Source organism: Microbacterium pumilum, from assembly GCF_039530225.1.
Lineage (GTDB): Bacteria > Actinomycetota > Actinomycetes > Actinomycetales > Microbacteriaceae > Microbacterium > Microbacterium pumilum.
In genome coordinates this window covers 786201-809082 of the sequence record NZ_BAAAOH010000001.1, presented here as the reverse complement: position 1 = coordinate 809082, position 22882 = coordinate 786201, and the positions used below count along the sequence as shown (strand labels likewise).

Here is a 22882-nt window from a genome sequence, read left to right as displayed (position 1 = left end):
ACACCACGCGGAGAAATGCACAAGTGCGCGAGACTGTCGTTGTGATCCTGCATTCGCTCGACTCCTTGGATTTCGGTCCCGCCGAACAGCCGAAGCCCACCGGCGACCCTAGGGGCGATCTGGTCGCGTGGCTGGGATATCAGCGTCACGAGTTCCTGCGCAAGCTTCGAGATCTCGACGCCGACCAGCTGGCGGCGTGGTCGGTGCCGCCTGTCCAGCTGTCGGTGCTCGGCCTCGTGAGGCATATGCGCCAGATGGAGCATGTGTACCTGGCGTGGGGTCTCGGCGGTGGCAAGCGCACCGAGTACTACGGCGAGGACGATTACGCGGGGGGAAGGCCCGAGACGATCGAGGACGACATCCGCGGCTACCTGGCCGAGGTCTCGCGATCGGATGCCGCCATCGCAGCGCTGGCCACCTACGACTCACCTGGCCTCGGCCATGGGCAGCCCCTGGGTTACACGCTGATCAAGATCGTGCATGAGTACACACTGCACAGCGGCCAGGCGCACATGCTCCGCTTCGCCGCGCTGGGTGAGCTGCGGCGCTGAGGCGGCGGATGCCGCGCGCCGCACGGAGCGAAGGGGCTGTGCATCCATGACCGCAGGCAAGCCCGTGATCGGGATCCTCGGTGCGGGCAGGCTCGGGATGGTCCTCGCGCGTCTCGCGACCGGCGCAGGGTACCCGGTGCTGATCGCCGGGTCCGGTGACCCGAAGCGGGTCGCGCTCACGCCCGACATGCTCGCGATGGGTGCGGCGGCGACCTCCGGACCAGATGCGGCGGAGCGCGCGGGCGTCGTCATCCTGGCGCTTCCGCTCGGCAGGTACCGCACGATCCCGGCGGACCAGCTCGCCGGCCGGCTTGTCATCGATGCCACGAACTATTGGTGGGAAGTCGACGGGTTTCCGGACGAGTTCACCGATCCGCTGACCTCGAGCAGCGCGCTCGTGCGCGATCACCTGCCCGCATCGCGGGTCGTGAAGGCGTTCAATCACATGGGATACCGGGACCTCGAAGACGAAGCGCGACCACCCGGCCAGGCGGGACGCAAGGCCATAGGCGTCGCCGGGGACCGCGCAGACGACCTCGAGGTCGTGTCGGGCATCGTGGATGACCTGGGCTTCGACCCGGTCATCGTGGGAGCGCTCGCCGACGGAATCCGGCTCGAGCCGGGCACCGAGCCCTTCGGGGCGGATGTCGATGCCCGCGAGCTCAGGCAGATGATCGATCGCTTCCCCGACTCGCAGCGTGGCCGTCGCCTGGCGGCCGCCCTCGCCTCTCGCGCCGCATCGGGATCCGATCATTAGCATGGCGATCGACGGCGATCTGCCAGAGTCCGTGCCTCCACCGCCATTCCCTGATGCCCGAGTGACGCCGCGGGCACGGCGGAGCATCCTGGATCTCATGACCGAGCAGCGAGCGGTGGTGCGCATGTGGACCGGTGTGGTCCGCACGGAGGACCGGGACAGCTATGTGGAGTACGTCGAACGCACCGGGATGGACGAGTACCGCACGACAGCGGGGAACCTCGACGCGTGGCTGCTCACCCGCGATCTCGGTGACGGCAGGACGGAGATCACGACGGTGTCGCGATGGGAGTCGCGCGATGCCATCGTGGGCTTCGCCGGCACCGACATCGAGCGGGCGGTGTTCTACCCCGAGGATGACCGGTTCCTGCTGGAACGCGACCTCCACGTTCGGCACTACGAGCAGCGGAGCTAGTCGGTCGAATCGAGGCGCAGGATCCGCGTGTCGGCGATAGCGGCATCCCGCTCGTCGTGGAGTGCTGTTCGGCGCGGATCATCCATGTACGCATCCATCGCCGCGACATGGGCGAACTCGATGACCTGAATCTCTGTCGGGTCGGTCGGGCTCTGCCGCAGCACACGGCTGCGCTGGATCAGGGTGCCCTCATGGTCGTCGAGCAACGCGAGGACCGTGTCTTCGTAGCGGCGAAGGTCCTCCTCGCGGCCTTCCCGCGCCCACAGCAGCACGCACATGCGGAGTACCACCGAGTCTCCTTTCCGCGGCCGGCGGGTGTCGATCAGTCGAACGAGACGCGGACCAGAGGGCTGTCGGTGACCCAGCGCTCGGGGTGGGCCACTCGCTGGTGCGATCCGCGCCGGGCGTAGAGGGCGTCGATGCCGGTGATGATCGCGTCGAACAGCGCGGCCCGCTCGCGTGGATCCGTGACCGGCGCCGCGGTGGCAGGAAGATCTGCGCGAACGGCGTGCTTGACGTGGAAGGTGAAGCGCGGGTGCGACAGCAGGTTCGCGTACCAAGCGCGGGGACCGGGCAGGCCGGTGAGGTACACGCTGCCGTCGATGTTGTGGAACCAGATCTCGATGCGACGCGGCTCATTCGACCGCGCACCGGTGGTGGTGATGTCCACGGTGTGGTCGGCGATCGTCGACTCGGGTCCCAGCGACAGGGCTTTCGCGATCGAGGCATCCATCGTGGGCCAGTCTAGGCGAGGACGTCGAACGACTGCCCGTTTCACAATCCCTGCCGAAATCATGCGGAATGGTGTCGGATTGGAGCACGACTGTTCGTTGAGCGGATGACGGGATGCCCGCGAGGGGCGCCTGAGAGCAGAGGGGGATGATTCAGATGCAGTACCTGATATCCGTGATCGACGATCGGACCGGCTCCGCCACCGAGGACGAGATGGCAGCGATCGACGCGTTCAACGATCGTGTGCAGGCGGACGGTCACTGGGTGTTCGCGGGTGGCCTCGCCGATCCCACCACGTCCACCGTCGTCGACAACCGCGGCGACCAGGCCCTCTTCACGGACGGCCCGTTTCTCGAGTCGAAGGAGTGGGTGGCCGGCTTCTGGGTCTTCGACGCGCCCGACCTCGACGTCGCTCTCCAACTCGCCGCCGAGGGATCGAAGCACTGCAATCGCAGGGTCGAGCTGCGGCCGTTTCTGGTCGTGTGAGCCGCATCGACGCCGGCGAGGCGGTCATCAGGGCCCACCGCGAGGAGTGGGCCCGGATCGTCGCGAGTCTGACCCGGCGGTTCGGCGACCTCGACATCGCGGAGGAATCCGCAGCGGAGGCGTTTGCCATCGCCCTCGAGCGGTGGCCGACGGACGGTGTCCCGCCGAACCCCGGTGCGTGGCTCACCACCACGGCGAACCGCAAGGCCATCGACCGGATCCGGCGCGAGGCTCGGCGCGACGCCAAACACCAGGAGGCTCAGATGCTGTACGACGATGGCCCACCCGAGCCCCTCGGCGTGATCGACGACGACCGGCTGAGACTCATCTTCACCTGCTGCCACCCGGCGCTCGCGATGGAGGCCCGGGTGGCGCTGACCCTTCGGATGGTCGCCGGGCTGACGGTGCCGGAGATCGCGCGGGCGTTCCTGGTGCAGGAGAGTGCGATGGGGCAGCGCATCACCCGCGCGAAGGGCAAGATCAAGGCGGCGCGCGTGCCCTACCGGGTTCCGTCCGCCGCCGACCTGCCCGCGCGCGTCTCGGGCGTCCTCGCCGTGATCTACCTCGTGTTCAACGAGGGGTATCTCACCACGAGCTCCGACACCGACCCGGTCCGGTCCGATCTGACTGCCGAGGCCATTCGCCTCACCCGCCTCATCCGGCTGCTGATTCCGGGCGACGGCGAGGTGACCGGCCTGCTCGCGCTGATGCTCCTCGCCGAGGCTCGCCGCCAGGCGCGCGTATCGAAGGCCGGGGCACTCATTCCGCTGTACGACCAGGACCGCCGGTCCTGGGATGCCGAGCTGATCGCCGAGGGTCATGCCCTGGTGCGCGAGCGCCTGGCGACCGGTGTGGCGCCGGGCCGGTATCAGATCCTCGCCGCGATCAGTGCCGTGCACACATCGGCCCCCGACGCGCGCGACACGGATTGGTCGCAGGTCGTCGCCCTCTACGACCAGCTCATAAGCCTCGACCCGTCCCCCATCGTCGCCCTGAATCGCGCGGTCGCGGTCGCGGAGCTGGACGGCCCGGAGGTCGGGTTGGCGGCGATCGGTGGTCTCGACGATCATCTGTCCGGTTACCACGCCTACCACGCGACGCGGGCCGACTTCCTGCGCCGCCTCGGCCGCACCGAGGAGTCGCGGTCCGCCTACGACAGGGCCATCGGGCTGACCGGCAACAGCGCTGAGATCGCCCACCTGACCCGTCGCCGCGACGAGCTGCCGCTCGGGTGAGCGAGTCGCGGCCGTCAGGGCACGATGTGACCGGCGGCGCGGAACAGCTCGTACCACTCTGCGCGACTGAGGGGGATGTCGGAGCCGAGCGCCGCACCCCTGACCCGTTCGGAGTTCGTGGTTCCGAGCACGACCTGCATGTTCGCCGGATGCCGGGTGATCCACGCCGTCGCGATGGCGATCGCCGGCACGTCGTATGCCGCCGCAAGCTTGCCGATGACGGCGTTGAGCTCGGCATAGTCGGGCGAGTCCAGGAACGCGCCCGTGAAGAACCCGCCCTGGAAGGGCGACCACGCCTGGACGGTGATGTCGTTCAGGCGGCAGTAGTCCACGATTCCGCCGCCGTCGAGCGTGATCGACTGCGTCTCGGCGGACATGTTGGCCGAGACGCCCTGGGCGATGATCGGCGAATGGGTGATCGACAGCTGCAGCTGGTTCGCGACGATCGGCTGACGCACGTACTTCGTGAGCAGGTCGATCTGCCGGGGCGTGTGGTTCGAAACTCCGAACGCGCGCACTTTGCCGGCTGCTTCGAGTTCGTCGAAGGCACGGGCGACCTCCTCCGGCTCCACGAGCGCGTCCGGGCGGTGCAGCAGCAGGATGTCGATGTAGTCGGTCTGAAGAGCCTCCAGCGAGCCGTTCACCGACTCGATGATGTGCTCGGCCGAGAAGTCGAAGTACGGTCCGTCAGGAACGATTCCAGCCTTCGTCTGAATCGTGATCTCGGCGCGCTCCGACGCGGACAGCTGCAGCGCCTCGGCGAAGCGACGCTCGCAGCCGTGCAGCACTCCCCCGTAGACGTCTGCGTGGTCGAAGAAGTCGATGCCGGCATCCCGAGCGGACCGCACCAGATCGCGGACCGCCTCGTCCGACATCTCGGCGATCCTCATCACGCCGAGCACGACGTTCGGGGCGACGATGCCTGCGGCGGACAGATTGATCGACTTCACGGGTACTCCCTTGCGATGGCGGATGCCGGAACGGCCGTGGGCGGTGCTCTGCCGCCCATCCGCCTCAACGCTAGGGAGCGCCGCCGCGGATGTCCAACGGGGTCCCTCCCCGACTCAGATGAAGGGCAGCAGCTTCAGCAATCCCGCGCCGAGGGGGCCGAGCCACTGCCCGAGCACCTGCAGCGGTGCGATGAGCGCGGCACCCGCGGCCGCCAGCGCGCCAGTCGACTTCAGCGTCTGGGTCACCCTCTCGAGCGGACCGGCGGCGCGCTCCTTATCGGGCTCGGCCTGTTGGATGGCGGCCGCCGCCTGGTCGAGGTCGCTACTCACGGCTTCGGCCGTGCCGGAGGGAAGGGCCACTTCGCCGAGAGCGGCGCGCAGGGCCGCAAGGGCCTGCGAAGGATCCGCCGACACGAATGTGCCGCGCTGCCCGCCGTGGATGATCTGGTCACCCTCGGTGTTGTTGATCACCCCGGCGTTCTGCTGTCCGATGTGGAAGGTCATGGCGCCATTCCTATCCGGCGAAGTTCCATGGTGCGGGCACGGTCAGTTCGCGATCGACTCGCCTGCGCCGAGCGGTGGCGACGATGTGCAGGATGATGCCGACGATCACCATCACCTGTCCGATCATGGCCGCGCCCAACCCCACGATGAGGGCGTTGACGCCTGCGATCTCCTGGCCGAACCCGGCCTCGAACACGTACTCGAAGGCAGTGGGGTCGCCCATGTTGCGGAAGGCGTCGGCGAAGGCGTCGAAGTAGCCGGCGAAGATCCAGAGGAAGATGCTTGTGCCGGCGAGGATGCCGAGCAGGCCGAGCCACACGAGCCAGCGCGCCTTGGAGCGCGTCGCCGCCACGTCGCGGAGGAAGGACTCCCGTTGCGACTGGATGTGCGCGACGTACGACGTGTACTGGTCGCGGCCGACGTTGTTGATGGCGCCCGCCGATTGGCTGTGCACGTCGAAGCGAGGCGCTCCGGCGTTAGGGGTAGGTGCTGGATTGCTCACCCGAGTCTCCCTTGGTCTGGATGGTTGCAAGTGAGGAGGATCGACGGCGCGGAAAGATACAACCCCCGTCCCACGGGTCGAGGACCTCACCCGCCCAGCGGGGTCCCCATCACACCACGGACCGAAGATCGGCCGCACCGCCCGCACCTCGATGTCAACCTCGCGCGGGGACCGGATGATCCGCCATCGACGAGTTCTGCCTCAGTGACGGGGTCGTCCCGGTGAGGGCGACGGGTTGAGCCCGGCTTCGCTTGCGATGACAATGGCCGCATGTCGGCGACATCCGCTGTTGCACTGCTGCGGGGCATCAATGTCGGCGGCCATCATCTCGTCCGGATGCCCGACGAGTGAGCGCCGGCCTCTTGGGCTGTCGCCGCAGCGATTCGTGAACCGATGACACTAGCGTCGAACCGCAGGACAAGGGGGAGGGCGCCCATGCGGGCTGTGCTGATCGAGGAGTTCGGAATCATGCCGCGCATCGCGGATGTGCCGGCTCCGGAGTGTCCGCCGACCGGTGCGGTCGTCCGTGTGAAGGCGACCGGCGTGTGCCGCAGCGACTGGCACGCCTGGACAGGCCACGATTCGAGCGTCCGGACGCCGCATGTGCCCGGTCACGAGTTCGCCGGCGTCGTCGAGCAGCTCGGCGCAGAGGTCACCCGCTCTCGGGTCGGTGATCGGGTGACAGCGCCGTTCGTGTACGCCTGCGGCCGTTGCGCGCAGTGCCGTGCGGGCGACAACCAGGTGTGCACCAGGCAGGAGCAGCCCGGGTTCACTCTGTGGGGATCGTTCGCCGACCTCGTCGTGGTGCTCGAGGCAGACCTCAACCTCGTCGCGCTGCCCGATGCGCTCGGGTACGCCGAGGCAGCCGCCCTCGGCTGTCGATTCGCCACGGCCTACCGGGCCGTCGTCACTCGGGCGGCCGTCCGGCCCGGCGAGTCGGTCGCGGTTCATGGCTGCGGCGGCATCGGGCTTTCGGCGATCGTCGTGGCCCGGGCGGCGGGGGCTCAGGTCGTGGCGGTGGATGTCGCTCCCGGTGCGCTCGCCGCGGCGGAGCGGCTCGGCGCAGTCATACTGCGGGCCGGCCCGACGGCGGTCGACGAGATCCGCTCGATCACCGGCGGTGGGGCGCACGTGTCGCTCGACGCGTTCGGGAGCGCTGCCACGTGCCGCGCGTCGATCGCGAGTCTGCGCCCGCGCGGGCGCCACGTGCAGGTGGGGCTGCTGCTCGGCGACGAGGCGATGCCGCCGCTCCCGATGGGCGACGTGGTCGCGAACGAGCTCGACATCCTCGGCAGCCACGGCATGGCGGCACACGAGTATCCGGCCATGCTCGCTCAGATAGCCGAGGGGCGGCTCTCACCCGCCCTCACCCTCGGTCGGAGGATCGGCTTCGACGAACTCGGCGGGGCGCTGGCGGGGATGTCGGGCCCCGCTCCGTCGGCGGGCATGACGGTCGCCGTCTGGGACTGAGGACCGGTGCGGCGTGGCGCGACATCCCGCTGTGTCGCTCGCGCTGACCAAACCGCCGTACGCGCCGGTTCGCAGGGGCAGCGGATACTGATTTCGACCGCGCGGAGGAGCAGCGAAGAGCGCCCCGGCGGTCGGCGCTAGTCGGGCAAGGACGTGTCTTGCCGGACTCGCCCGGTTGCGGCGACTCGGAACGCCTCGACCAGGCGCGCCACCCCGGGGTCACCGTGCGTCGACGAACGCTGCGCGGCATGGATGCGGCGGCTCAGCGCCTGCGCAGGACGAACGAGGACGACCTCGCGAGGAAGGGCGGCGACCGTGAGGTCGGGCACGAGGGCGACGCCGACGCCGGCTGCGACCAGCTCGAGCTGCACCTGGAAATCCATCGACTGCGCAACGATGCGGGGGCGGAAGCCCGCCAGTCCGCAAGCGCGCTCGGTCATCTCGAAGCAGGTGAGGTCGGGCGTGGGGGTGATCCAGGGGCGGTTCGCGAGCTCGGCGAGGTCGACTGCGGGCGCACCGAGCGGGTCGTCCGCACGCATCGCGAGCCACACCGGCTCCGTCACGATGGCGTGGAGTGCAACGCCGTCGGGGATGTCCCGCGGCACATTCGAGTAGGAATGCACGACGGCGAGATCGGTCTCACCGGTCGTGAGAGCCGCGAGCGCATCCTCCGGCTCAGGTGTCGTCAAGGTCAGCGAGACGCCCGCGCCCTCGGCGAGCAGGCGACGCCAGGCGTCGGCGACGAACGTCCGGGCTGCCGATGGGAAGGCCGCCACTCGGTAACTTCCGACTTCGCCGAGTCGTAGCGCTGTGACCTCGAGCTCGGCCAGCGAGAGACGGTCGACCAGAACGCGTCCGTGCGCGGCGAGGAGCTTTCCCGCAGGGGTGAGCACGAGCCGTCGGCCCTGTCGCTCGGTCAGTGCGACTCCGAGCTCGCGCTCGAGGGCGCTCAGCTGCATCGAGATGCCGGGGGCCGTCAGTCGCAGTTCCTCCGCCACGGCCGCGAGCGTTCCCAGCCGGTCCAGAGCAGCCAGCATCCGGAGTTTACGGACATCGATCATAAGCGCAGCTTACTAAATGAGTCAGTAGAACTCAGTAGTGCTTCGGTGATGCGCGCGTCAGGCTCGAGACATGAAGGTGAAGCGCGCGGTCATCGCCGGGTGCGGCGTGGTCGCCCTCTGGGCGAGCGCGTTTCCGGCCATCCAGGTTGCGGTGCCCGAGCTCGGCGTGATCGGGCTGTCGTTCATCCGTCTCGTCGTCGCCATGGCGGCTCTGCTCATCGTCGCGGTGCTGCGAGGAGCGCGCATTCCGAAGGCGCGGGATCTGGGATGGATCGCCGGCGCGGGGTTCTTCGGCATGACGGCGTACCAGCTGCTGCTCAACGCCAGCGAGCTGCGGGTGCCGGCCGGCACGGCGAGCATCGTCGTGGCGGCGGCTCCGCTCGTGTCGGTCGCCGTCGCGTGGGTACTCTTCCGCGAGCCCATCAGCCGCAGCACGCTCGTCGGCAGTGCGGTGGCACTCACCGGTGTCGCGATCGTCTGTCTCGCGCGGGCGGGCGTCTCGCTTTCGGCCTCGGTAGGGATCGTCCTGGCGGCGATGATCGTGCAGGGGATTTACCATCCGCTGCAGCGCCCGCTGCTGCGCACCTACACCGGCCTCGAGGTCGCGACATACGCGATGGTCGCCGGCACCATCATGACGATCCCATTCGTCCCGTTCGGATGGGACCAGCTCTCGTCGGCGGGCTCGGGTGGCTGGGTGGCGGCGATCTATCTCGGTCTGCTGCCCTCGGCACTCGGGTTCGTGCTGTGGGCGTATGCCGTCGCCCGGCTTCCGGTGGCCGTGTCGACATCGCTGCTGTACCTCGTCCCCCCGATCGCCGTATTCATCTCCTGGGTGTGGCTCGGCGAGATCCCTCTCCCCGCGGAACTCATCGGCGGGCTCGTGGTGATCGCGGGCGTCGTGGTCATCTCGCAGGGCAGCCGCATCCTGCGGCGGATCCGTCGCAGGATGCCGGCGCCGGGACCCGCTCGCCGATGATTCAGCGCGCTCAAGCCGGCACTCGGGGTACCCTCTCGCCATGGTCGATCGTGCGGTCCCCAACCTGCCGTCACGCGACTTCGCAGCGACGGCGGAGTTCTACGGTGCGTTCGGCTTCGCCGAGTCGTTCCATGACGACGGCTGGCTGATCGTTGCGCGCGGCACGCTGCAGCTCGAGTTCTTTCCGATGCCCGACCTCGACCCGGCGACGAGTTCGTTCATGTGCAGCATCCGGGTGGACGATCTCGAGGGCCTGCGCTCGGCGGTCGTCGCCGCGGGAGTCCCCGAGTCATCGAGGGGCATCCCTCGGATCACGGCGATCGCGATGCAGTCCTGGGGACAGCGCGCTGCCTTCCTCATCGACCTGGACGGCACGCAGCTGCACCTCATCGAAGACCGTCCCGGGGGCAGTGCTCGCTGAACGGTCGCCCGCGCGGGCACGGCACGACGGGTGCGGGCGCACGCCTACCGCCTGCGGTGGGAGGATCGGCGGGTGGCCACCACCGCCGAGCACTACCTCGTCTTCGCCGAATTCGGCGCGCACGGCAGCTCGCCCATATACGAGGCGTGGGCACGCGGCGTCGCGTCGGATGCCGACATCCTCTCCAGGATCGATGAGCTTCCGCGGTCGAAGCGCATCGCGACCCTGGTGTTCGCCTCCGCGCGTGCGGCGGGAGCGCCGCTCGAGGACTGGGCGGTCATGCGCGAGTGGATGCGGGCGCACTGGGACGCGATCCGCGAGATCGCGCTGACCCATGAGACGCAGACGAATGAGGCGGGGCGCTGCGCGACGCTCCTGCCCGCGTTCGGGCTCATCGAGGGTCCCATCGCGCTGCTCGAGGTCGGGACGTCGGCGGGCCTGTGCCTCCACCCCGATCGCTACAGCTACGACTACGTCACCGACGGAGGGGTGGTCGCGCTCGACCCGCCCACCGGGCCGAGCGCGGTCCGCCTCCGCTGCGAACTGCGCAACGCGACGCTTCCGGCCACGGTTCCCGAGGTCGTATGGCGCGCGGGCATCGATCGGAATCCGCTCGAAGTGTCGAACCCCGCCGATCGTGACTGGCTCGAGACCCTCATCTGGCCCGAGCACGACGAGCGGCGTCGCCGCCTCCGCGCCGCCGCGGCGGTCGCGGCATCCGAGCCCACGCACATCGTGACCGGCGACATCAACGACGAACTCGAGCGGCTTGCATCGCAGGCGCCGACGGATGCCACGCTCGTCGTCTTCCACTCCGCGGTGCTGCTCTACCTGGACGACGAGGCGAAGGCGCGGTTCGTCGAAACCGTCCGCGCGCTCGACTGCGTCTGGGTCGGCAACGAGGCACCCGGTGTCCTGCAGGCCGTCGATGCGCAGCTCGTTCCCCGCGCGATGGTCGCATCGCGCTTCATCCTGTCGGTCGACGGAACCCCCCGAGCGCTCACCGGCCAGCACGGCGAGGCCTACGAAGGACTTTGAGCCGCGGAGGCCCGAACTTCCGCACGACCTAGACTGGAGGCATCCCTCCCGTCCCACCAGGAACCGTCGTGACGTCAGCCCCGCCCGCCCGCACTCTCGAAGTGCGTCACCTGCAGATCGCCCGCGCAGCCCTCGCCGCGCTCGCCGCGATCATGGTGACGTTCTCGCCCGACCACTCCGCTGTGATCGGGATGTCGGTGTTCAGCGGGTTCGCGATCACCACAGCCTTCGTGCTCTTCGGCGCCGTGTGGCTGGTCTACCCCTCGGGACGACGCTGGCCGGCCGCACTGCTGGGCACGGTCGCTCTGATCGCGGGACTGGCCGGCGGCATCGGCACGCTGCGAACCGTCACCGGCTTCTTCGCCACTGTCATCGCCTGGGCGCTGATCAGCGGTGCGATCGAGCTGATCGCGGGATGGCGCGACCTGCGCAACGCAGGGCGAACGCGCGTGCGGCGCGAGATCGCTCCCGGGGTCGTGGATCCGAGGCCCTTCGTCGAGCCCGGCCCTGGAGGCGAATCACGCGACGGAGTCGTGGTCGGCGTGATCACCTTGATTCTCGGTGGCGCGCTGCTCTTCGTACCGACGCAGTACGCGCTGCAGTACACGGTGGACGAGGCGCACCAGACGTTCACACTGACCGGCATCACCATCGGCGTCGGCCTCTTCGGCGGCTACGCGGCGATCATCGCCGTGTACCTCGCGATCGCGGGGTTCTCGCCGCGCAAGCCGGCAGCCGACACAGACGAGGTGGCCGCGTCGGCGACGGGCGAGCCCCCGACCGTCGACGCGTCCGCCCCCGCCGACCAGAAGGACTCCGCGTGAGCGACGACCGACCCACCCGCCGCGACCTGATGAAGCCCGTGCAGCTGCTAGGGCTGGCATTCGGCGCAGCCCTCTTCGCCGGCATCGTGACGCTGGTGTCGATGGGGTTCTTCCAGACCCAGACAGCGGAGGAGCGCCAGGCGGCGGTCGTGCTCGCGCTGATCATCGCGGGCATCTCGTTCATCGCGGTGCTCGTCATCGTCGCGCTGCTGCTTCTCGCCGTCGACCCAGCCCAGATCACGAAGACCGTGGATCGCGGCGTGCTGGTCGACGATGAAGATGACGATCCGGATGCCACGGCATCCGGAGACGGGCCGAAGCCCTCGTCATAGCTCGTCGACGAGCTCCGATGCGATCCCGGTGTAGGTGGCGGGTGTCAATGCGAGCAGGCGATTCTTCGCGGCATCCCCGATGTCGAGCCCGCGCACGAAGTCTGCGAGCTCGGCCGCGCCGACGCGACGCCCGCGCGTGAGGTCTTTGAGCAGCGCGTAGGGATCCGTGATCCGCGAGCGGCCGGCCGCGATCTCGGCGCGGACGACCGTCTGGATGGCCTCGGCCAGCACCTCCCAGTTCGCGTCGAGGTCGGCCCGCAGCACATCCTCGGCGAGCGAGATCTCGCCGAGCCCGCGCTGCAGGTTGTCGAGTGCGAGCAGGGAGTGTCCGAAGGCGACGCCGATGTTGCGCTGCGTCGTCGAGTCGGTCAGGTCGCGCTGCAGCCGTGAGGTCACCAGAGTCTGCGAGAGTGTGGCGAACAGCCCGCTCGAGATCTCGAGGTTGGCCTCGGCGTTCTCGAACCGGATCGGGTTGATCTTGTGCGGCATGGTCGACGACCCGGTGGCGCCGGCGACGGGGATCTGCGAGAAGTAGCCGATCGAGATGTATGTCCACACGTCGGTCGCGAGATTGTGCAGGATGCCGCCGGCATGCCGTGCCCGGTCGTACAGCTCGACCTGCCAATCGTGCGACTCGATCTGGGTCGTCAGCACGTTGAAGCCGAGTCCGAGACCCTCGATGAACGAGCGCGACAGCCCGGGCCAGTCGACATCCGGAGCCGCTGACAGGTGGGCCGACCAGGTGCCCGTCGCTCCCGAGAACTTGGCGAGGTACTCGCCGCCCGCGATCTGCGCCGCGACGCGCTCGAGGCGCCACGCGAACACCGCCAGCTCTTTCCCCATCGTCGAGGGCGTCGCGGGCTGCCCGTGGGTGCGCGACAGCATCGGAGCATCGCGGTGAGCGATGGCGAGCTCACGGAGGGTGCGGATCACCTCGCGCAGCTTCGGCAACCACACCCGCTCGACCGCGCGCTGCACGATGAGCGCATAGGAGGTGGAGTTGACGTCTTCGCTCGTGCACGCGAAGTGGGTGAGCTCGGCGATCGCATCCAGGCCGAGCGTCGAGAGCCGGTCGCGAACGAGGTACTCGACGGCCTTGACGTCGTGACGCGTGACCGCCTCCTTCTCGGCGAGCCAGTCGATCTCGGCCTGCCCGAACTCGAGGTACAGCGCCCGCAGGCGGGCCTTGTCTTCGTCGTCCAGCGGGTTCGTGGCGAACAGCGAGCGGTCCGTCAGGGCGATCAGCCATTCGACCTCGACCTCGACGCGCGCGCGGTTGAGGCCCGCCTCGGACAGGAAGTCGGCGAGGGGCGCAACGGCGGCCTGGTAGCGGCCGTCGAGTGGGCTGAGCGGCTGCGGGGGGAGAGAAGACACGGTGCTCCCGTCGGAGTCATTCGGAGGGGGCCGAACGTGCGGGCGCGGTCACATCGCCGGGCGGATCGCTGGTTCGAGCTGCCGGAAGAGCGACCGGCTCGCACTCTCGATCATACCGAGCACTTCGTCGAACATTACCGGGCCGGCATAGTACGGGTCGGGCACGTCCAGGCTCTGGGCCGACGGGTCGAAAGTGAGCAGCAGAGCGATCTTGCCGGCATCCGCCTCGCCGCGCGCCCACCCCCGCAGGATGCGCTCGTGGCTGCGATCGAGGGCCACGACGAGGTCGCTGTGGGCGAAATCGTCGTGCGTGAACTGTCGGGCGCGATGCGTGGTGCCGTCGTAGCCGCGGCGATGCAGAGCGTCGATCGTGCGCTGGTCGGCGGGCTCTCCGACGTGCCAGTCGCCCGTGCCCGAGCTCGTCGAGACCACGCGGGCGCCGAGGCCCGCCTGTTCCGCGAACTCGCGGAACACCACCTGCGCCATCGGCGAACGGCAGATGTTGCCCGTGCAGACGAAGACGACGCGGAATGGCGCTGGTCGGTCGCCGGCGCTCGCGGTCATGGGGTTCATTCTCTCTCTCCTCGCACCGTAGGTGTGAGCCGTATTGAGTCTCGCGACGACTCCTCCCCAGCAGATCGCGCAGCGAATCCATCCCCAGAGGCCTCCTCGTGCGCCGCGCACGGCATCTTCGACGAGCACAGTGAGGGGATGTCGCTCGACCTCATCTGCCTCACTCCTTCCTCCGCATCCGCCCTGGCGACGATGGACCACGCATCCCTCCTGCTGCGACGTGTCGCCGACCGACTGACCGATGTCGCGGTCGCCGTGCGACGACTCGCCGCCTCCACCGACTGGCAGACGCCGGCGGCGCGGGCGTTCTTCGCGCTGGCCGAGCATCTGGCCGAGGAGGTCGTGGCGCTCGCCCCGCTGGCCGAGGCCGTGCGGGTCGAGATCGCCCTCGCACGGGCCCGGGTCGTCGTCCAGGACACGTGGGACTGCCGATGAGCGACGATCTCGACATCCGCGGCGGCGGAGCGATCGCGGTCGACACCGAGACGCTCCGCTCCGCCGCAGCCGGGTTCGTCGCGCTGGGTGCGGAGCTCGCCGAGCTCGCGGGGCTGGCGGCATCAGTGCAGTCCACTCTTCTCAGTGAGCGGCGGGCATGGGATGCCGGCACCAGCGCCTTCGCGCTGTACCGCAGCCTCACAGAGTCCGACGACTTCGCGCAGAGTGTGGCGGGGCGGCTGCGACAGGCGGCAGCGGTGTACGAGATGGCCGAGCTCAATGCCGCGCACGCGGCGGCGATCTTCGCGGGAGACCTCGACACCGCGGCCCGCATCGACCGGCGTCGGGCTCAGCTCGGCGAGACATTCCCCTCCGCGGTCTGGGACGCGTGGGGCGCCCAGTTCGAGTACAACCTGATGTGGCCCTCCGAGCTGGTGCGTCAGGCGACTGAACTCGGTGAGCCGTGGGGCGAGGTGCCCGGCGTCATCGGCGGAGCGCTGGCGTACGGATTCGCTCGCAGCGCGCAAGCGCTGGGGCGTGGCACGATCGACCGCGGCGAGCGGTTGACCGGGGACCCGGTCGACGTCCGGGTGCGGCAGATTTCTGCATCCCGTGACGTCGGCGCACCCGCGACGCTCGCCGGTGCGGCGGCCCGAATCCCCTCCGTGTCGGCGGGAGACGCACGCATCAGGGTCGAGAAGTACACCATGGTCGATGGATCGCGGCAGTTCGCCGTCTACGTCGCCGGGACGAAGCTCGTGGCCTCGCGATCCGAAGCGTTCGACGCGGCTTCGGCGGGCGAGCTCGAGGTAGGTCGGCGGTCGGCGTCATACGAGGCGACGATCGAGGCGCTCCGTGAGGCGGGCGCGGAGCCCGGCGATGTGGTGCATGCGTTCGGACACTCGCAGGGAGCGATGGTGCTCGGCCACCTGGCGCTCGAGGGTGACTTCGACACGCGCACGCTCATCTCGCTGGGTTCGCCGATCGAGGCGGACGTCGGGCCAGAGACCCTGAGCGTCTCGCTCCGCCACACCGACGATCCACTTGCGATGATGACCGGCGGTGGGCATGACCATCCGGTCGGAGCTCCGGGCAGCTTCGTCGCCCACCGTGTCGCAGATCCTGCCAGCGGGCTGCAGGATGTGGCCCTGCCGGCCCACGACGCCGCTGCGTACACCGAGACCGCTCGGCTGCTGGACGCAACCCCCGACCCGCGCATGGGCGCCGTGCGCGACCTCTTCGACGGCCTGGGCGACGCGGTATCCGTCGAGGCGACGGAGTACGGTGCCGAACGTCCTTGAATGCGGCCGGTCAGTCGTCCTTCTTCTGCGGCCGCAGGATGATTCCGAAGATCCAGTTGATGAGCGAGATCACGATCGCGGCGAGGAGGCCCCACCAGAAGTCCTCGACGCGCAGGCCCCAATCCCAGAAGCTCGTGATCCAGGCCGTCAGCCACAACAGGAAGCCGTTGATGAGCAGCCCGATCAGTCCCAGAGTCAAGATGTAGATCGGGAACGCGAGGACTTTGATGACGGTGCCGATGAACGTATTGACCAGGGCGAAGATCACGGCCACAGCGAGGAGCGTGAGTACGAGCTGCAGCGTGTCTCCCGGGGGGAACGCGATGACGGTGACCTGCAGCGCAGGGATCAGGGTGACCACCCAGATCGCGAACGCGTTGACGACGACGCGGATGATGAAGCGCATAGTGACGACAAGTCTGGCATGCGCGACCCGCGCGGGCGAGGTGGGCGCCGCCGGCGCGGGAGGGCTGCCCTCGGCGGGCCGGCTCCGACCTGCCGACCACCACGCGCAGTCTGCCGCGACATCGAGGCCGCCATAGACTCGGCAGGGTGACCGAGGCCTCCGACATCCCTATTCGCGTGCGCCCAGAGATCGCCGCGCTCCCGCCGTACAAGCAGGGCCGACAGGCCGGCGACGACGCTTTCAAACTCTCGAGCAACGAGAATCCCTTCGAGCCGCTCCCCGGGGTGCTCGAGGCCGTGCAGGCGGCGACGGCGCTCAACCGCTATCCCGACGCCTCGGCCGCCCGCCTTCGGGAGCGACTCGCGGAGCGATTCGGCGTGGACATCGACTCGATTCACATCGGGGCGGGCAGTGTGTCGATCCTGGCGCAGCTGGTGCTGGCGACATCCGGACCCGGCGACGAGGTGATCTACGCGTGGCGTTCGTTCGAGGCGTACCCGTGGCTCGTGGTGGTCGCGGGCGCGACCGCCGTGCAGGTGCCCCTGACCGCCGACGCGCGACACGACTTCGCCGCGATGACCGATGCCATCACCGACCGGACGCGGGCGATCATCGTCTGCAGCCCGAACAACCCGACGGGGCCCGTCGTCACCCAGGCCGAGTTCGACCAGTTCGTGGCCGCAGTGCCGGCCGACGTGCTCGTCATCCTCGACGAGGCGTACGCCGAGTTCGTGACCGATCCCGACTCCGTCGACGGACTGCGGGAGCCCGGAGGTACCGGGCGACCCAACGTGGTCGTCCTGCGCACCTTCTCGAAGGCGTTCGGCCTCGCCGGCCTGCGGGTCGGCTACGCCGTCGGGCATCCGCGGATCCTGGACGCGGCGCGCAGCGCCAGCATCCCGCTCTCGGTCACCGCGCAGGCCGAAGAAGCGGCGCTCGCGAGCCTCGCGGCCGAGGCTGAACTGCTCGAGCGCGTGCGCACGATCGCCGATCGGCGCGATTGCCTCGCCGAGGGTCTGCGAGAGGTCGGATGGCGCGTCCCGGCCGCGCAGGGCAACTTCGTCTGGCTTCCGGCGGGCGACGAGAGCCGTGAGATCGCGGCGGCGTTCGAAGGTGCCGGTCTGATCGTTCGGCCGTTCGCAGGTGACGGCATCCGCATCTCGGTGGGTGAGGAAGAGTCTGTCGAGAAGGTCCTACGGATCGCGGCATCCGTTGTGAAAGACCTCCCGGAAGGCCATTCCGGACGAGGGTTAGCGTAGAACCGTGACCTTGCCTGTGAGCTCTCCCGACCCGGGCACCGTCCGCGTTCTCACAGCGGACGGCTCCTTCGCACCGACACCCGCTGCGGAACCCTACCTGGCGCTCATCGACGCTCTCAGCGACGCCGAACTCGAGGGCTTCTATCGCGACATGGCCGTCATCCGCGCGTTCGATGTGCAGGCCACGAACCTGCAGCGGCAGGGACAGCTGGCGCTGTGGCCGCCGAGCTTCGGACAGGAGGCCGCCCAGGTGGGCTCGGCGCGAGCAGCGCGCCCGCAGGACCACTTCTTCCCCTCATACCGAGAGCACGTCGTGGCCCGCATCCGCGGCGTCGACCCGATCGACATCATCCGGGTGATGCGCGGCCTCACCCACGGCGGCTGGAATCCGTTCGACCCCAAGAACGGCAACGTCCATGTGTACACGCTGGTGCTCGGGTCCCAGACCCTCCACGCGACGGGTTTGGCCATGGGACTGGCGTTCGACGAGCGCAGCGGCACCGGCGATCCCGAGCGCGATGAGGCTGTGATCGTCTATTACGGCGACGGCGCGTCGAGCCAGGGCGACATCCACGAGGCCATGGTCTTCGCCGCGAGCTACCGCACGCCCCAGGTGTTCTTCCTGCAGAACAACCAGTGGGCGATCTCGGTGCCGGTTGCGACGCAGTCGCGTGCGCCGCTCTACAAGCGCGGCGAGGGATACGGGATGCCGTCCATCGCCGTCGACGGCAACGATGTCCTCGCGAGCTGGGCCGTGACCAGACTCGCCCTCGAGGAGGCGCGTGCGGGCGAGGGTCCGCGTGCCATCGAAGCGCTGACCTACCGGATGGGCGCCCACACCACGAGCGACGACCCGACCAAGTACCGCACCTCCGAAGAGGAGGACTCGTGGCGGGCACGCGACCCGATCGACCGCATGCGCAACTATCTGCTGAGCCGCGGCGCGTCCGAGGCCTTCTTCGCCGACGTGGAGGCCGAGTCCGCCGCGGTCGCAGAAGACATCCGCATCCGCACCGGTGAGCTGGGCGGCCTCGAGACGGATGCGATGTTCGACCACGTGTACTCCGACCCGCATCCGCTCGTCGAGGAGCAGCGTCAGTGGTTCGCCGGGTACGAGGCGTCCTTCGATGGCGAGCAGGAGGCGTCATGACCGAGACGATCGCTTCGACAGGCTCAGCGACCGATGCGAGCGCGGCCGCTTCGACAGGCTCAGCGACCGATGCGAGCCCGGCTGCTTCGACCGTGACCACCATGCCGTTCAGCCGCGCGCTCAACGCCGGCCTGCGGGCGGCACTCGCCGGAAGCGACCGAGTGCTGCTGATGGGCGAGGACATCGGGCCGCTGGGCGGAGTCTTCCGGGTGACCGAGGGTCTGCAGGCCGAATTCGGCGATCGACGTGTGCTCGACACCCCGCTCGCCGAGTCGGGCATCGTCGGCACCGCGATCGGACTGGCGATGGCGGGCTTTCGGCCGGTGTGCGAGATTCAGTTCGACGGCTTCGTCTTCCCCGCGTTCGATCAGATCACCTCCCAGCTCGCCAAGCAGACCTATCGCCATGAGGGTGCGCTGCAGCTGCCGGTGGTGATCCGCATCCCGTACGGCGGACACATCGGCGCTGTCGAGCATCACCAGGAGAGCCCCGAGGCGTACTTCACCCACACACCCGGGCTTCGCGTCGTGAGTCCCTCGACCCCCAATGACGCCTACTGGATGATCCAGGATGCGATCGCGTCGCCCGACCCCGTGATCTTCCTCGAGCCCAAGGCCAAGTACTGGCAGAAGGGCGAGGTCGACACCTCCGCCCGAGCGCTGCCCCTTCACGCCAGCCGCGTCGTGCGGCGAGGCACCGACGTCACCCTCGTCGGACACGGAGCGATGGTCTCGGTGCTCCTGCAGGCGGCCGCGATCGCGGAATCCGAGGGCACGAGCTGCGAAGTCGTCGATGTGCGATCGCTGTCGCCCGTCGACTACGGCCCGATCCTCGACTCCGTCAGGCGGACCGGCAGGATGGTCTACGCGCAGGAGGCCCCGGGCTTCACGAGCCTCGGCTCCGAGATCGCGGCGACCGTGATGGAGCGGGCGTTCTACGCGCTCGAAGCTCCGGTCCTTCGCGTGTCCGGCTTCGACACGCCGTTCCCTCCGGCCAAGCTCGAAGGCGCGTACCTGCCCGACGCCGACCGCATCCTCGAGGCCGTCGACCGATCCCTCACCTACTGACATGGCTGCCTACCGGTCGTTGAGCGACACTTCGACTCGCTGGCGCTCGCTCAGTGCTAGTCTCCGCGAGACGAAATGCGCCGAGCCGATGAGCCTCGTCGGGGAGCCACGTCTTGTCTCGTCGCTTCGCTCCTCGCTCAACGACCGGCGGCGAAAGGACTCCCGATGAGCACTCAGACGTTCCTTCTCCCCGATGTCGGCGAAGGCCTCACCGAGGCTGAGATCGTGTCGTGGCACGTCGCCCCCGGGGATGCGGTCGCGGTCAACGACGTCCTCGTCGAGATCGAGACGGCGAAATCGCTCGTCGAGCTGCCCTCCCCCTTCGCAGGGACGGTGGGCGAACTGCTCGCGGCCGAGGGCGACACGGTCGACGTCGGCGCCGCGATCATCACGATCGCCTCGTCGGTCGCGGCCCCCGCCGGACCCGCGACCGTCGGCCAGAGTGAGCACGGCGAGCCGGCCGAGCCGGCTTCAGGGGGCGAAGGCGCGGTGCTGGTCGGTTACGGCACCGGCGGCCACGCCCAGTCACGCCGCCGCAAGCCCGCCGTCAGCGCGCAGGAGCGGGTCGAGTCATCCGTCGGCGTCGTCGCGAAGCCGCCGATCCGCAAGCTCGCCCGCGATCTCGACGTCGACCTCACGCATGTCGTCCCGAGCGGCCCCGCCGGCGAGGTCACCCGCGACGACGTGCTCAAGCACGCGTCGCAGGCGTCGGTGTTCCGCAACATCGAGACGCCGCAGTGGCCCGAGGTGCGCGAAGAGACCATCCCGGTCGCCGCCGCCCCTCCCGCACGCCCGGCTCCGGTCACGCGACAGGTCGCTGACCCGGTCGAGGGGCGCGAGGAATCGATCCCGGTCCGGGGCGTGCGCAAGGCGGTGGCCTCGGGCATGGTGCAGTCGGCGTACTCCGCCCCGCACGTGTCGGTGTGGACCGACGTCGACGCCACCCGCACGATGGAGCTGGTCCGCAGGCTCAAGGCATCGACCGACTTCGCCGACGTCAAGATCTCGCCCCTGCTGATCATGGCGCGCGCCGTCATCTGGGCCGTGCGCCGCACGCCGATGGTGAACGCCGCGTGGGTCGATGTCGAAGACGGTGCGCAGATCCGTGTGCGTCACTATGTGAACCTGGGCATCGCCGCGGCGACGCCGCGCGGCCTGCTCGTGCCGAACATCAAGGATGCGCAGGACCTCAACATGCGCGACCTGGCCCGTGCGCTGGAGAAGCTCACGATCACCGCGCGCGACGGCAAGGCGACCCCAGCCGACCAGCAGGGCGGCACGATCACGATCACGAACATCGGGGTGTTCGGGATGGATGCCGGAACCCCCATCATCAACCCGGGTGAGGCGGCGATCGTCGCCCTCGGCACGATCCGGCAGAAGCCGTGGGTCGTCGACGGCGAGGTTCGACCGCGGTTCGTCACGACCGTCGCGGGTTCGTTCGACCATCGCGTGATCGACGGTGACGGAGCGTCCCGCTTCATCGCCGACATCGCGTCGATCCTCGAAGAGCCCGCTCTCCTCCTCGACTGACGCGGGGCGCGGCGCGGCCGGCGCGTGCCGGCGCCGTGCGGGCGCTCGCTGAGGCGTAGCGGGCGGATGTACCCTGGTGGCGTGCACGAGCAGCAGCGATTTCGCGACCCCCGGCCGGCTAACGGCCTCGGGGTCTCCGACGTGCGCCGATAGCACCGGGTCTCCGCAGGCACGGCCGGGGGTAGTCCTCCTCCGCCAGCCCGCAACCGTTTTGGAGACCCCCTCATGTCGTATGTCGACTATCTGACGCCCGACCAGCTTTCCCGCGCGCTCGCGCTGCGCGATCTGACCGACCCCGCTCACGGCGAGCACGCGATCCAAGTCCTTCTCGACGCGGTGGTCGCCGCGTTGCAATCCGAGTGGGGCAGCACGGTCCGCTACGTGCGCAGCTCGCCCGTCGTGCCGGTGCACGAGAACTACGACCGCCTCGGCTACAACGCCGACGACGTGACCCGTGCCCGGCGGTACACCCGCTACATCAGTCCCACAGTGATGCTGCGCAGTCACACCAGCGCAGAACTGCCTGCCGCACTCGAGCACTATGCCGGCCGGTCGGATGTCGACGAGCTCATCGTCGCGCCCGGGCTCGTCTACCGGCGAGATACGGTCGACCGCAGCCATGTCGGCGAACCCCATCAGGTCGATCTCTGGCGCATTCGCAGCACCGGCGAATCCGACGATGGCGACATGCTCGTCATGATCGAACGCCTGGTCGAGGCGGTCCTTCCGGGCGCGGAGTGGACGGTCGCCGACGCGACGCACCCGTACACCGTCGCCGGGCGTCAGATCGATGTGCGCCATGAGGGCCAGTGGCTCGAACTGGCGGAGTGCGGCCGCATCCATCCCGATGTTCTGCTCGGCTCGGGTCTGGACCCGGTCCGGTGGTCGGGGCTCGCGCTGGGCATGGGGCTGGAACGCGCCCTGATGCTGCGGAAGTCCATTCCGGACATCCGCTACCTGCGCGCGGAAGATCCCCGGATCGCCTCGCAGATGCTGAGCCTCGAGCCGTGGCGGGATGTCTCACCACTCCCGGCTTCACGGCGCGACATCTCCGTGGTGGTCGCTGCAGACGAGGACGAGGAGACGCTGGGTGACCGCATCCGCACCGCTCTCGGAGAAGATGCGGATGTCGTCGAGTCGATCGAACTGCTCAGTCGCACGCCTCATGAGTCACTCCCCCACGCGGCGCGGTCGCGTCTCGGAACCCGAGATGGGCAGGTCAATCTCCTGCTGCGGATCGTCTTGCGGCCGATCGATCGGACGCTCACCTCGGATCAGGCCAACGCGATCCGCAATGCGATCTATCTGGCCGTGCACGAGGGACCGGTCATGGAGTTGATCTCAGCCCGTCCGGGATCCGGGTTCGACGGACGTGCCCGGCGCCTCGGCTGAACAGGGCCCGGGCAGCTCGTCCACAGCCGCCGCACCGTGGGGACGGCGCCTCCGCGCGACAGTTTCTGTCTTGCTCATTGAACTTCGCGCTCACATGCCCTGGTTGAACTTCGCGCTCACGCGCTCCCGTTCGAG

27 protein-coding genes are annotated in these 22882 nt (G+C 69.0%); 18 read left to right on the top strand and 9 right to left on the bottom strand.

Annotated elements, in window-relative coordinates; translation table 11 throughout:
* Positions 1–41 precede the first annotated feature (41 nt).
* The 3 genes from ABD188_RS03690 (at position 42) to ABD188_RS03680 (ending at position 1723) form a co-directional block, all read left to right on the top strand.
* Positions 42–551: a mycothiol transferase gene (locus tag ABD188_RS03690; RefSeq protein WP_344058629.1), complete on the top strand. Its 510-nt coding sequence runs from the start codon at positions 42–44 to the stop codon at positions 549–551.
* A 46-nt stretch (positions 552–597) separates the two neighbouring features.
* Positions 598–1308: an NADPH-dependent F420 reductase gene (locus ABD188_RS03685; protein ID WP_344058627.1), complete on the top strand. Its 711-nt coding sequence runs from the start codon at positions 598–600 to the stop codon at positions 1306–1308.
* Between the two features lie 97 nt (positions 1309–1405).
* A complete protein-coding gene (locus tag ABD188_RS03680) occupies positions 1406–1723 on the top strand; it encodes a hypothetical protein (protein ID WP_344058625.1) in 318 nt (105 codons plus the stop codon).
* On the opposite strand, the gene ABD188_RS03675 is transcribed toward ABD188_RS03680, so the two are convergent.
* Together ABD188_RS03675 and ABD188_RS03670 are read right to left on the bottom strand one after the other, a co-directional pair.
* Positions 1720–2013 (bottom strand): DUF1330 domain-containing protein, encoded by a 294-nt coding sequence (locus ABD188_RS03675; protein WP_344058623.1) that lies wholly within the window; start codon positions 2011–2013, stop codon positions 1720–1722. The two genes, ABD188_RS03680 and ABD188_RS03675, sit on opposite strands and share 4 nt — an antisense overlap.
* Before the next feature lie 32 nt (positions 2014–2045).
* Positions 2046–2456 (bottom strand): nitroreductase/quinone reductase family protein, encoded by a 411-nt coding sequence (locus ABD188_RS03670; RefSeq protein WP_344058621.1) that lies wholly within the window; start codon positions 2454–2456, stop codon positions 2046–2048.
* Between the two features lie 155 nt (positions 2457–2611).
* On the opposite strand from ABD188_RS03670, the gene ABD188_RS03665 reads away from it, so the two are divergent.
* Positions 2612–2941 carry a YciI family protein gene (locus ABD188_RS03665; RefSeq protein WP_344066856.1) on the top strand — a complete coding sequence of 110 codons (330 nt, stop codon included), beginning with the start codon at positions 2612–2614 and terminating at the stop codon, positions 2939–2941.
* Positions 2938–4176, top strand: a complete 1239-nt coding sequence (locus ABD188_RS03660; protein ID WP_344058618.1) for an RNA polymerase sigma factor — start codon at positions 2938–2940, stop codon at positions 4174–4176. The genes ABD188_RS03665 and ABD188_RS03660 overlap by 4 nt, the downstream gene beginning before the upstream one ends.
* Before the next feature lie 14 nt (positions 4177–4190).
* On the opposite strand, the gene ABD188_RS03655 is transcribed toward ABD188_RS03660, so the two are convergent.
* From ABD188_RS03655 to ABD188_RS03645, 3 genes are all read right to left on the bottom strand, one after another.
* The gene (locus ABD188_RS03655) at positions 4191–5126 is read right to left on the bottom strand and encodes an aldo/keto reductase (protein ID WP_344058616.1); all 936 of its coding nucleotides are present in this window, start codon (positions 5124–5126) and stop codon (positions 4191–4193) included.
* Positions 5127–5240: 114 nt separating this feature from the next.
* Complete coding sequence (locus ABD188_RS03650) at positions 5241–5630, bottom strand: hypothetical protein (RefSeq protein ID WP_344058614.1); 390 nt, start codon at positions 5628–5630, stop codon at positions 5241–5243.
* Positions 5631–5640: 10 nt separating this feature from the next.
* Positions 5641–6132, bottom strand: coding sequence for a hypothetical protein (locus ABD188_RS03645; RefSeq protein WP_344058612.1), 492 nt, complete (start codon positions 6130–6132; stop codon positions 5641–5643).
* 435 nt (positions 6133–6567) lie between these two features.
* Between ABD188_RS03645 and ABD188_RS03640 the strand changes: the two genes are divergently transcribed.
* Positions 6568–7602 carry a zinc-dependent alcohol dehydrogenase family protein gene (locus ABD188_RS03640; RefSeq protein ID WP_344058610.1) on the top strand — a complete coding sequence of 345 codons (1035 nt, stop codon included), beginning with the start codon at positions 6568–6570 and terminating at the stop codon, positions 7600–7602.
* A 137-nt stretch (positions 7603–7739) separates the two neighbouring features.
* Here the strand turns inward: ABD188_RS03640 and ABD188_RS03635 are convergent, their stop codons facing one another.
* The gene (locus ABD188_RS03635) at positions 7740–8663 is read right to left on the bottom strand and encodes a LysR family transcriptional regulator (protein ID WP_344058608.1); all 924 of its coding nucleotides are present in this window, start codon (positions 8661–8663) and stop codon (positions 7740–7742) included.
* A gap of 70 nt (positions 8664–8733) precedes the next feature.
* Between ABD188_RS03635 and ABD188_RS03630 the strand changes: the two genes are divergently transcribed.
* The 5 genes from ABD188_RS03630 to ABD188_RS03610 all read left to right on the top strand — a co-directional run bounded on the left by ABD188_RS03630 (position 8734) and on the right by ABD188_RS03610 (position 12257).
* Positions 8734–9642 carry a DMT family transporter gene (locus ABD188_RS03630; protein WP_344058606.1) on the top strand — a complete coding sequence of 303 codons (909 nt, stop codon included), beginning with the start codon at positions 8734–8736 and terminating at the stop codon, positions 9640–9642.
* Positions 9643–9682: 40 nt separating this feature from the next.
* Positions 9683–10063, top strand: a complete 381-nt coding sequence (locus ABD188_RS03625) for a bleomycin resistance protein (protein WP_344058604.1) — start codon at positions 9683–9685, stop codon at positions 10061–10063.
* A gap of 72 nt (positions 10064–10135) precedes the next feature.
* Entirely contained in the window at positions 10136–11101 is a 966-nt protein-coding gene (locus tag ABD188_RS03620; protein WP_344058603.1) for a DUF2332 domain-containing protein, read from the top strand.
* Positions 11102–11169: 68 nt separating this feature from the next.
* The gene (locus tag ABD188_RS03615; protein WP_344058601.1) at positions 11170–11925 is read left to right on the top strand and encodes an acyl-CoA synthetase; all 756 of its coding nucleotides are present in this window, start codon (positions 11170–11172) and stop codon (positions 11923–11925) included.
* A complete protein-coding gene (locus ABD188_RS03610; protein WP_344058600.1) occupies positions 11922–12257 on the top strand; it encodes an amino acid transporter in 336 nt (111 codons plus the stop codon). The genes ABD188_RS03615 and ABD188_RS03610 overlap by 4 nt, the downstream gene beginning before the upstream one ends.
* Here the strand turns inward: ABD188_RS03610 and purB are convergent.
* Together purB and ABD188_RS03600 are read right to left on the bottom strand one after the other, a co-directional pair.
* Positions 12252–13631: an adenylosuccinate lyase gene (gene purB / locus ABD188_RS03605; protein ID WP_344058599.1), complete on the bottom strand. Its 1380-nt coding sequence runs from the start codon at positions 13629–13631 to the stop codon at positions 12252–12254. The two genes, ABD188_RS03610 and purB, sit on opposite strands and share 6 nt — an antisense overlap.
* A 48-nt stretch (positions 13632–13679) precedes the next feature.
* Positions 13680–14195, bottom strand: a complete 516-nt coding sequence (locus tag ABD188_RS03600; protein WP_344058598.1) for a low molecular weight protein-tyrosine-phosphatase — start codon at positions 14193–14195, stop codon at positions 13680–13682.
* Positions 14196–14342: 147 nt separating this feature from the next.
* Here ABD188_RS03600 and ABD188_RS03595 point away from each other — a divergent pair, with 147 nt between their 5' ends.
* On the top strand, positions 14343–14639 hold the full coding sequence (locus tag ABD188_RS03595) for a hypothetical protein (RefSeq protein WP_344058596.1): 297 nt from the start codon (positions 14343–14345) through the stop codon (positions 14637–14639).
* Positions 14636–15940 carry a hypothetical protein gene (locus ABD188_RS03590; RefSeq protein WP_344058594.1) on the top strand — a complete coding sequence of 435 codons (1305 nt, stop codon included), beginning with the start codon at positions 14636–14638 and terminating at the stop codon, positions 15938–15940. The genes ABD188_RS03595 and ABD188_RS03590 overlap by 4 nt, the downstream gene beginning before the upstream one ends.
* Positions 15941–15950: 10 nt before the next feature.
* On the opposite strand, the gene ABD188_RS03585 is transcribed toward ABD188_RS03590, so the two are convergent.
* A complete protein-coding gene (locus tag ABD188_RS03585) occupies positions 15951–16346 on the bottom strand; it encodes a phage holin family protein (RefSeq protein ID WP_344058592.1) in 396 nt (131 codons plus the stop codon).
* Between the two features lie 146 nt (positions 16347–16492).
* Here ABD188_RS03585 and ABD188_RS03580 point away from each other — a divergent pair, with 146 nt between their 5' ends.
* From ABD188_RS03580 to srmL, 5 genes are all read left to right on the top strand, one after another.
* Positions 16493–17605 (top strand): histidinol-phosphate transaminase, encoded by a 1113-nt coding sequence (locus ABD188_RS03580; protein ID WP_344058590.1) that lies wholly within the window; start codon positions 16493–16495, stop codon positions 17603–17605.
* Positions 17606–17609: 4 nt separating this feature from the next.
* Positions 17610–18755: a thiamine pyrophosphate-dependent dehydrogenase E1 component subunit alpha gene (locus ABD188_RS03575; protein ID WP_425561322.1), complete on the top strand. Its 1146-nt coding sequence runs from the start codon at positions 17610–17612 to the stop codon at positions 18753–18755.
* Positions 18756–18856: 101 nt separating this feature from the next.
* Positions 18857–19822, top strand: coding sequence for an alpha-ketoacid dehydrogenase subunit beta (locus tag ABD188_RS03570; RefSeq protein ID WP_344066850.1), 966 nt, complete (start codon positions 18857–18859; stop codon positions 19820–19822).
* Between the two features lie 165 nt (positions 19823–19987).
* Positions 19988–21355 (top strand): dihydrolipoamide acetyltransferase family protein, encoded by a 1368-nt coding sequence (locus ABD188_RS03565; protein ID WP_344058588.1) that lies wholly within the window; start codon positions 19988–19990, stop codon positions 21353–21355.
* A 225-nt stretch (positions 21356–21580) separates the two neighbouring features.
* Positions 21581–22747, top strand: a complete 1167-nt coding sequence (srmL, locus tag ABD188_RS03560; protein WP_344058587.1) for a PheS-related mystery ligase SrmL — start codon at positions 21581–21583, stop codon at positions 22745–22747.
* The last annotated feature ends 135 nt before the right edge of the window (positions 22748–22882 follow it).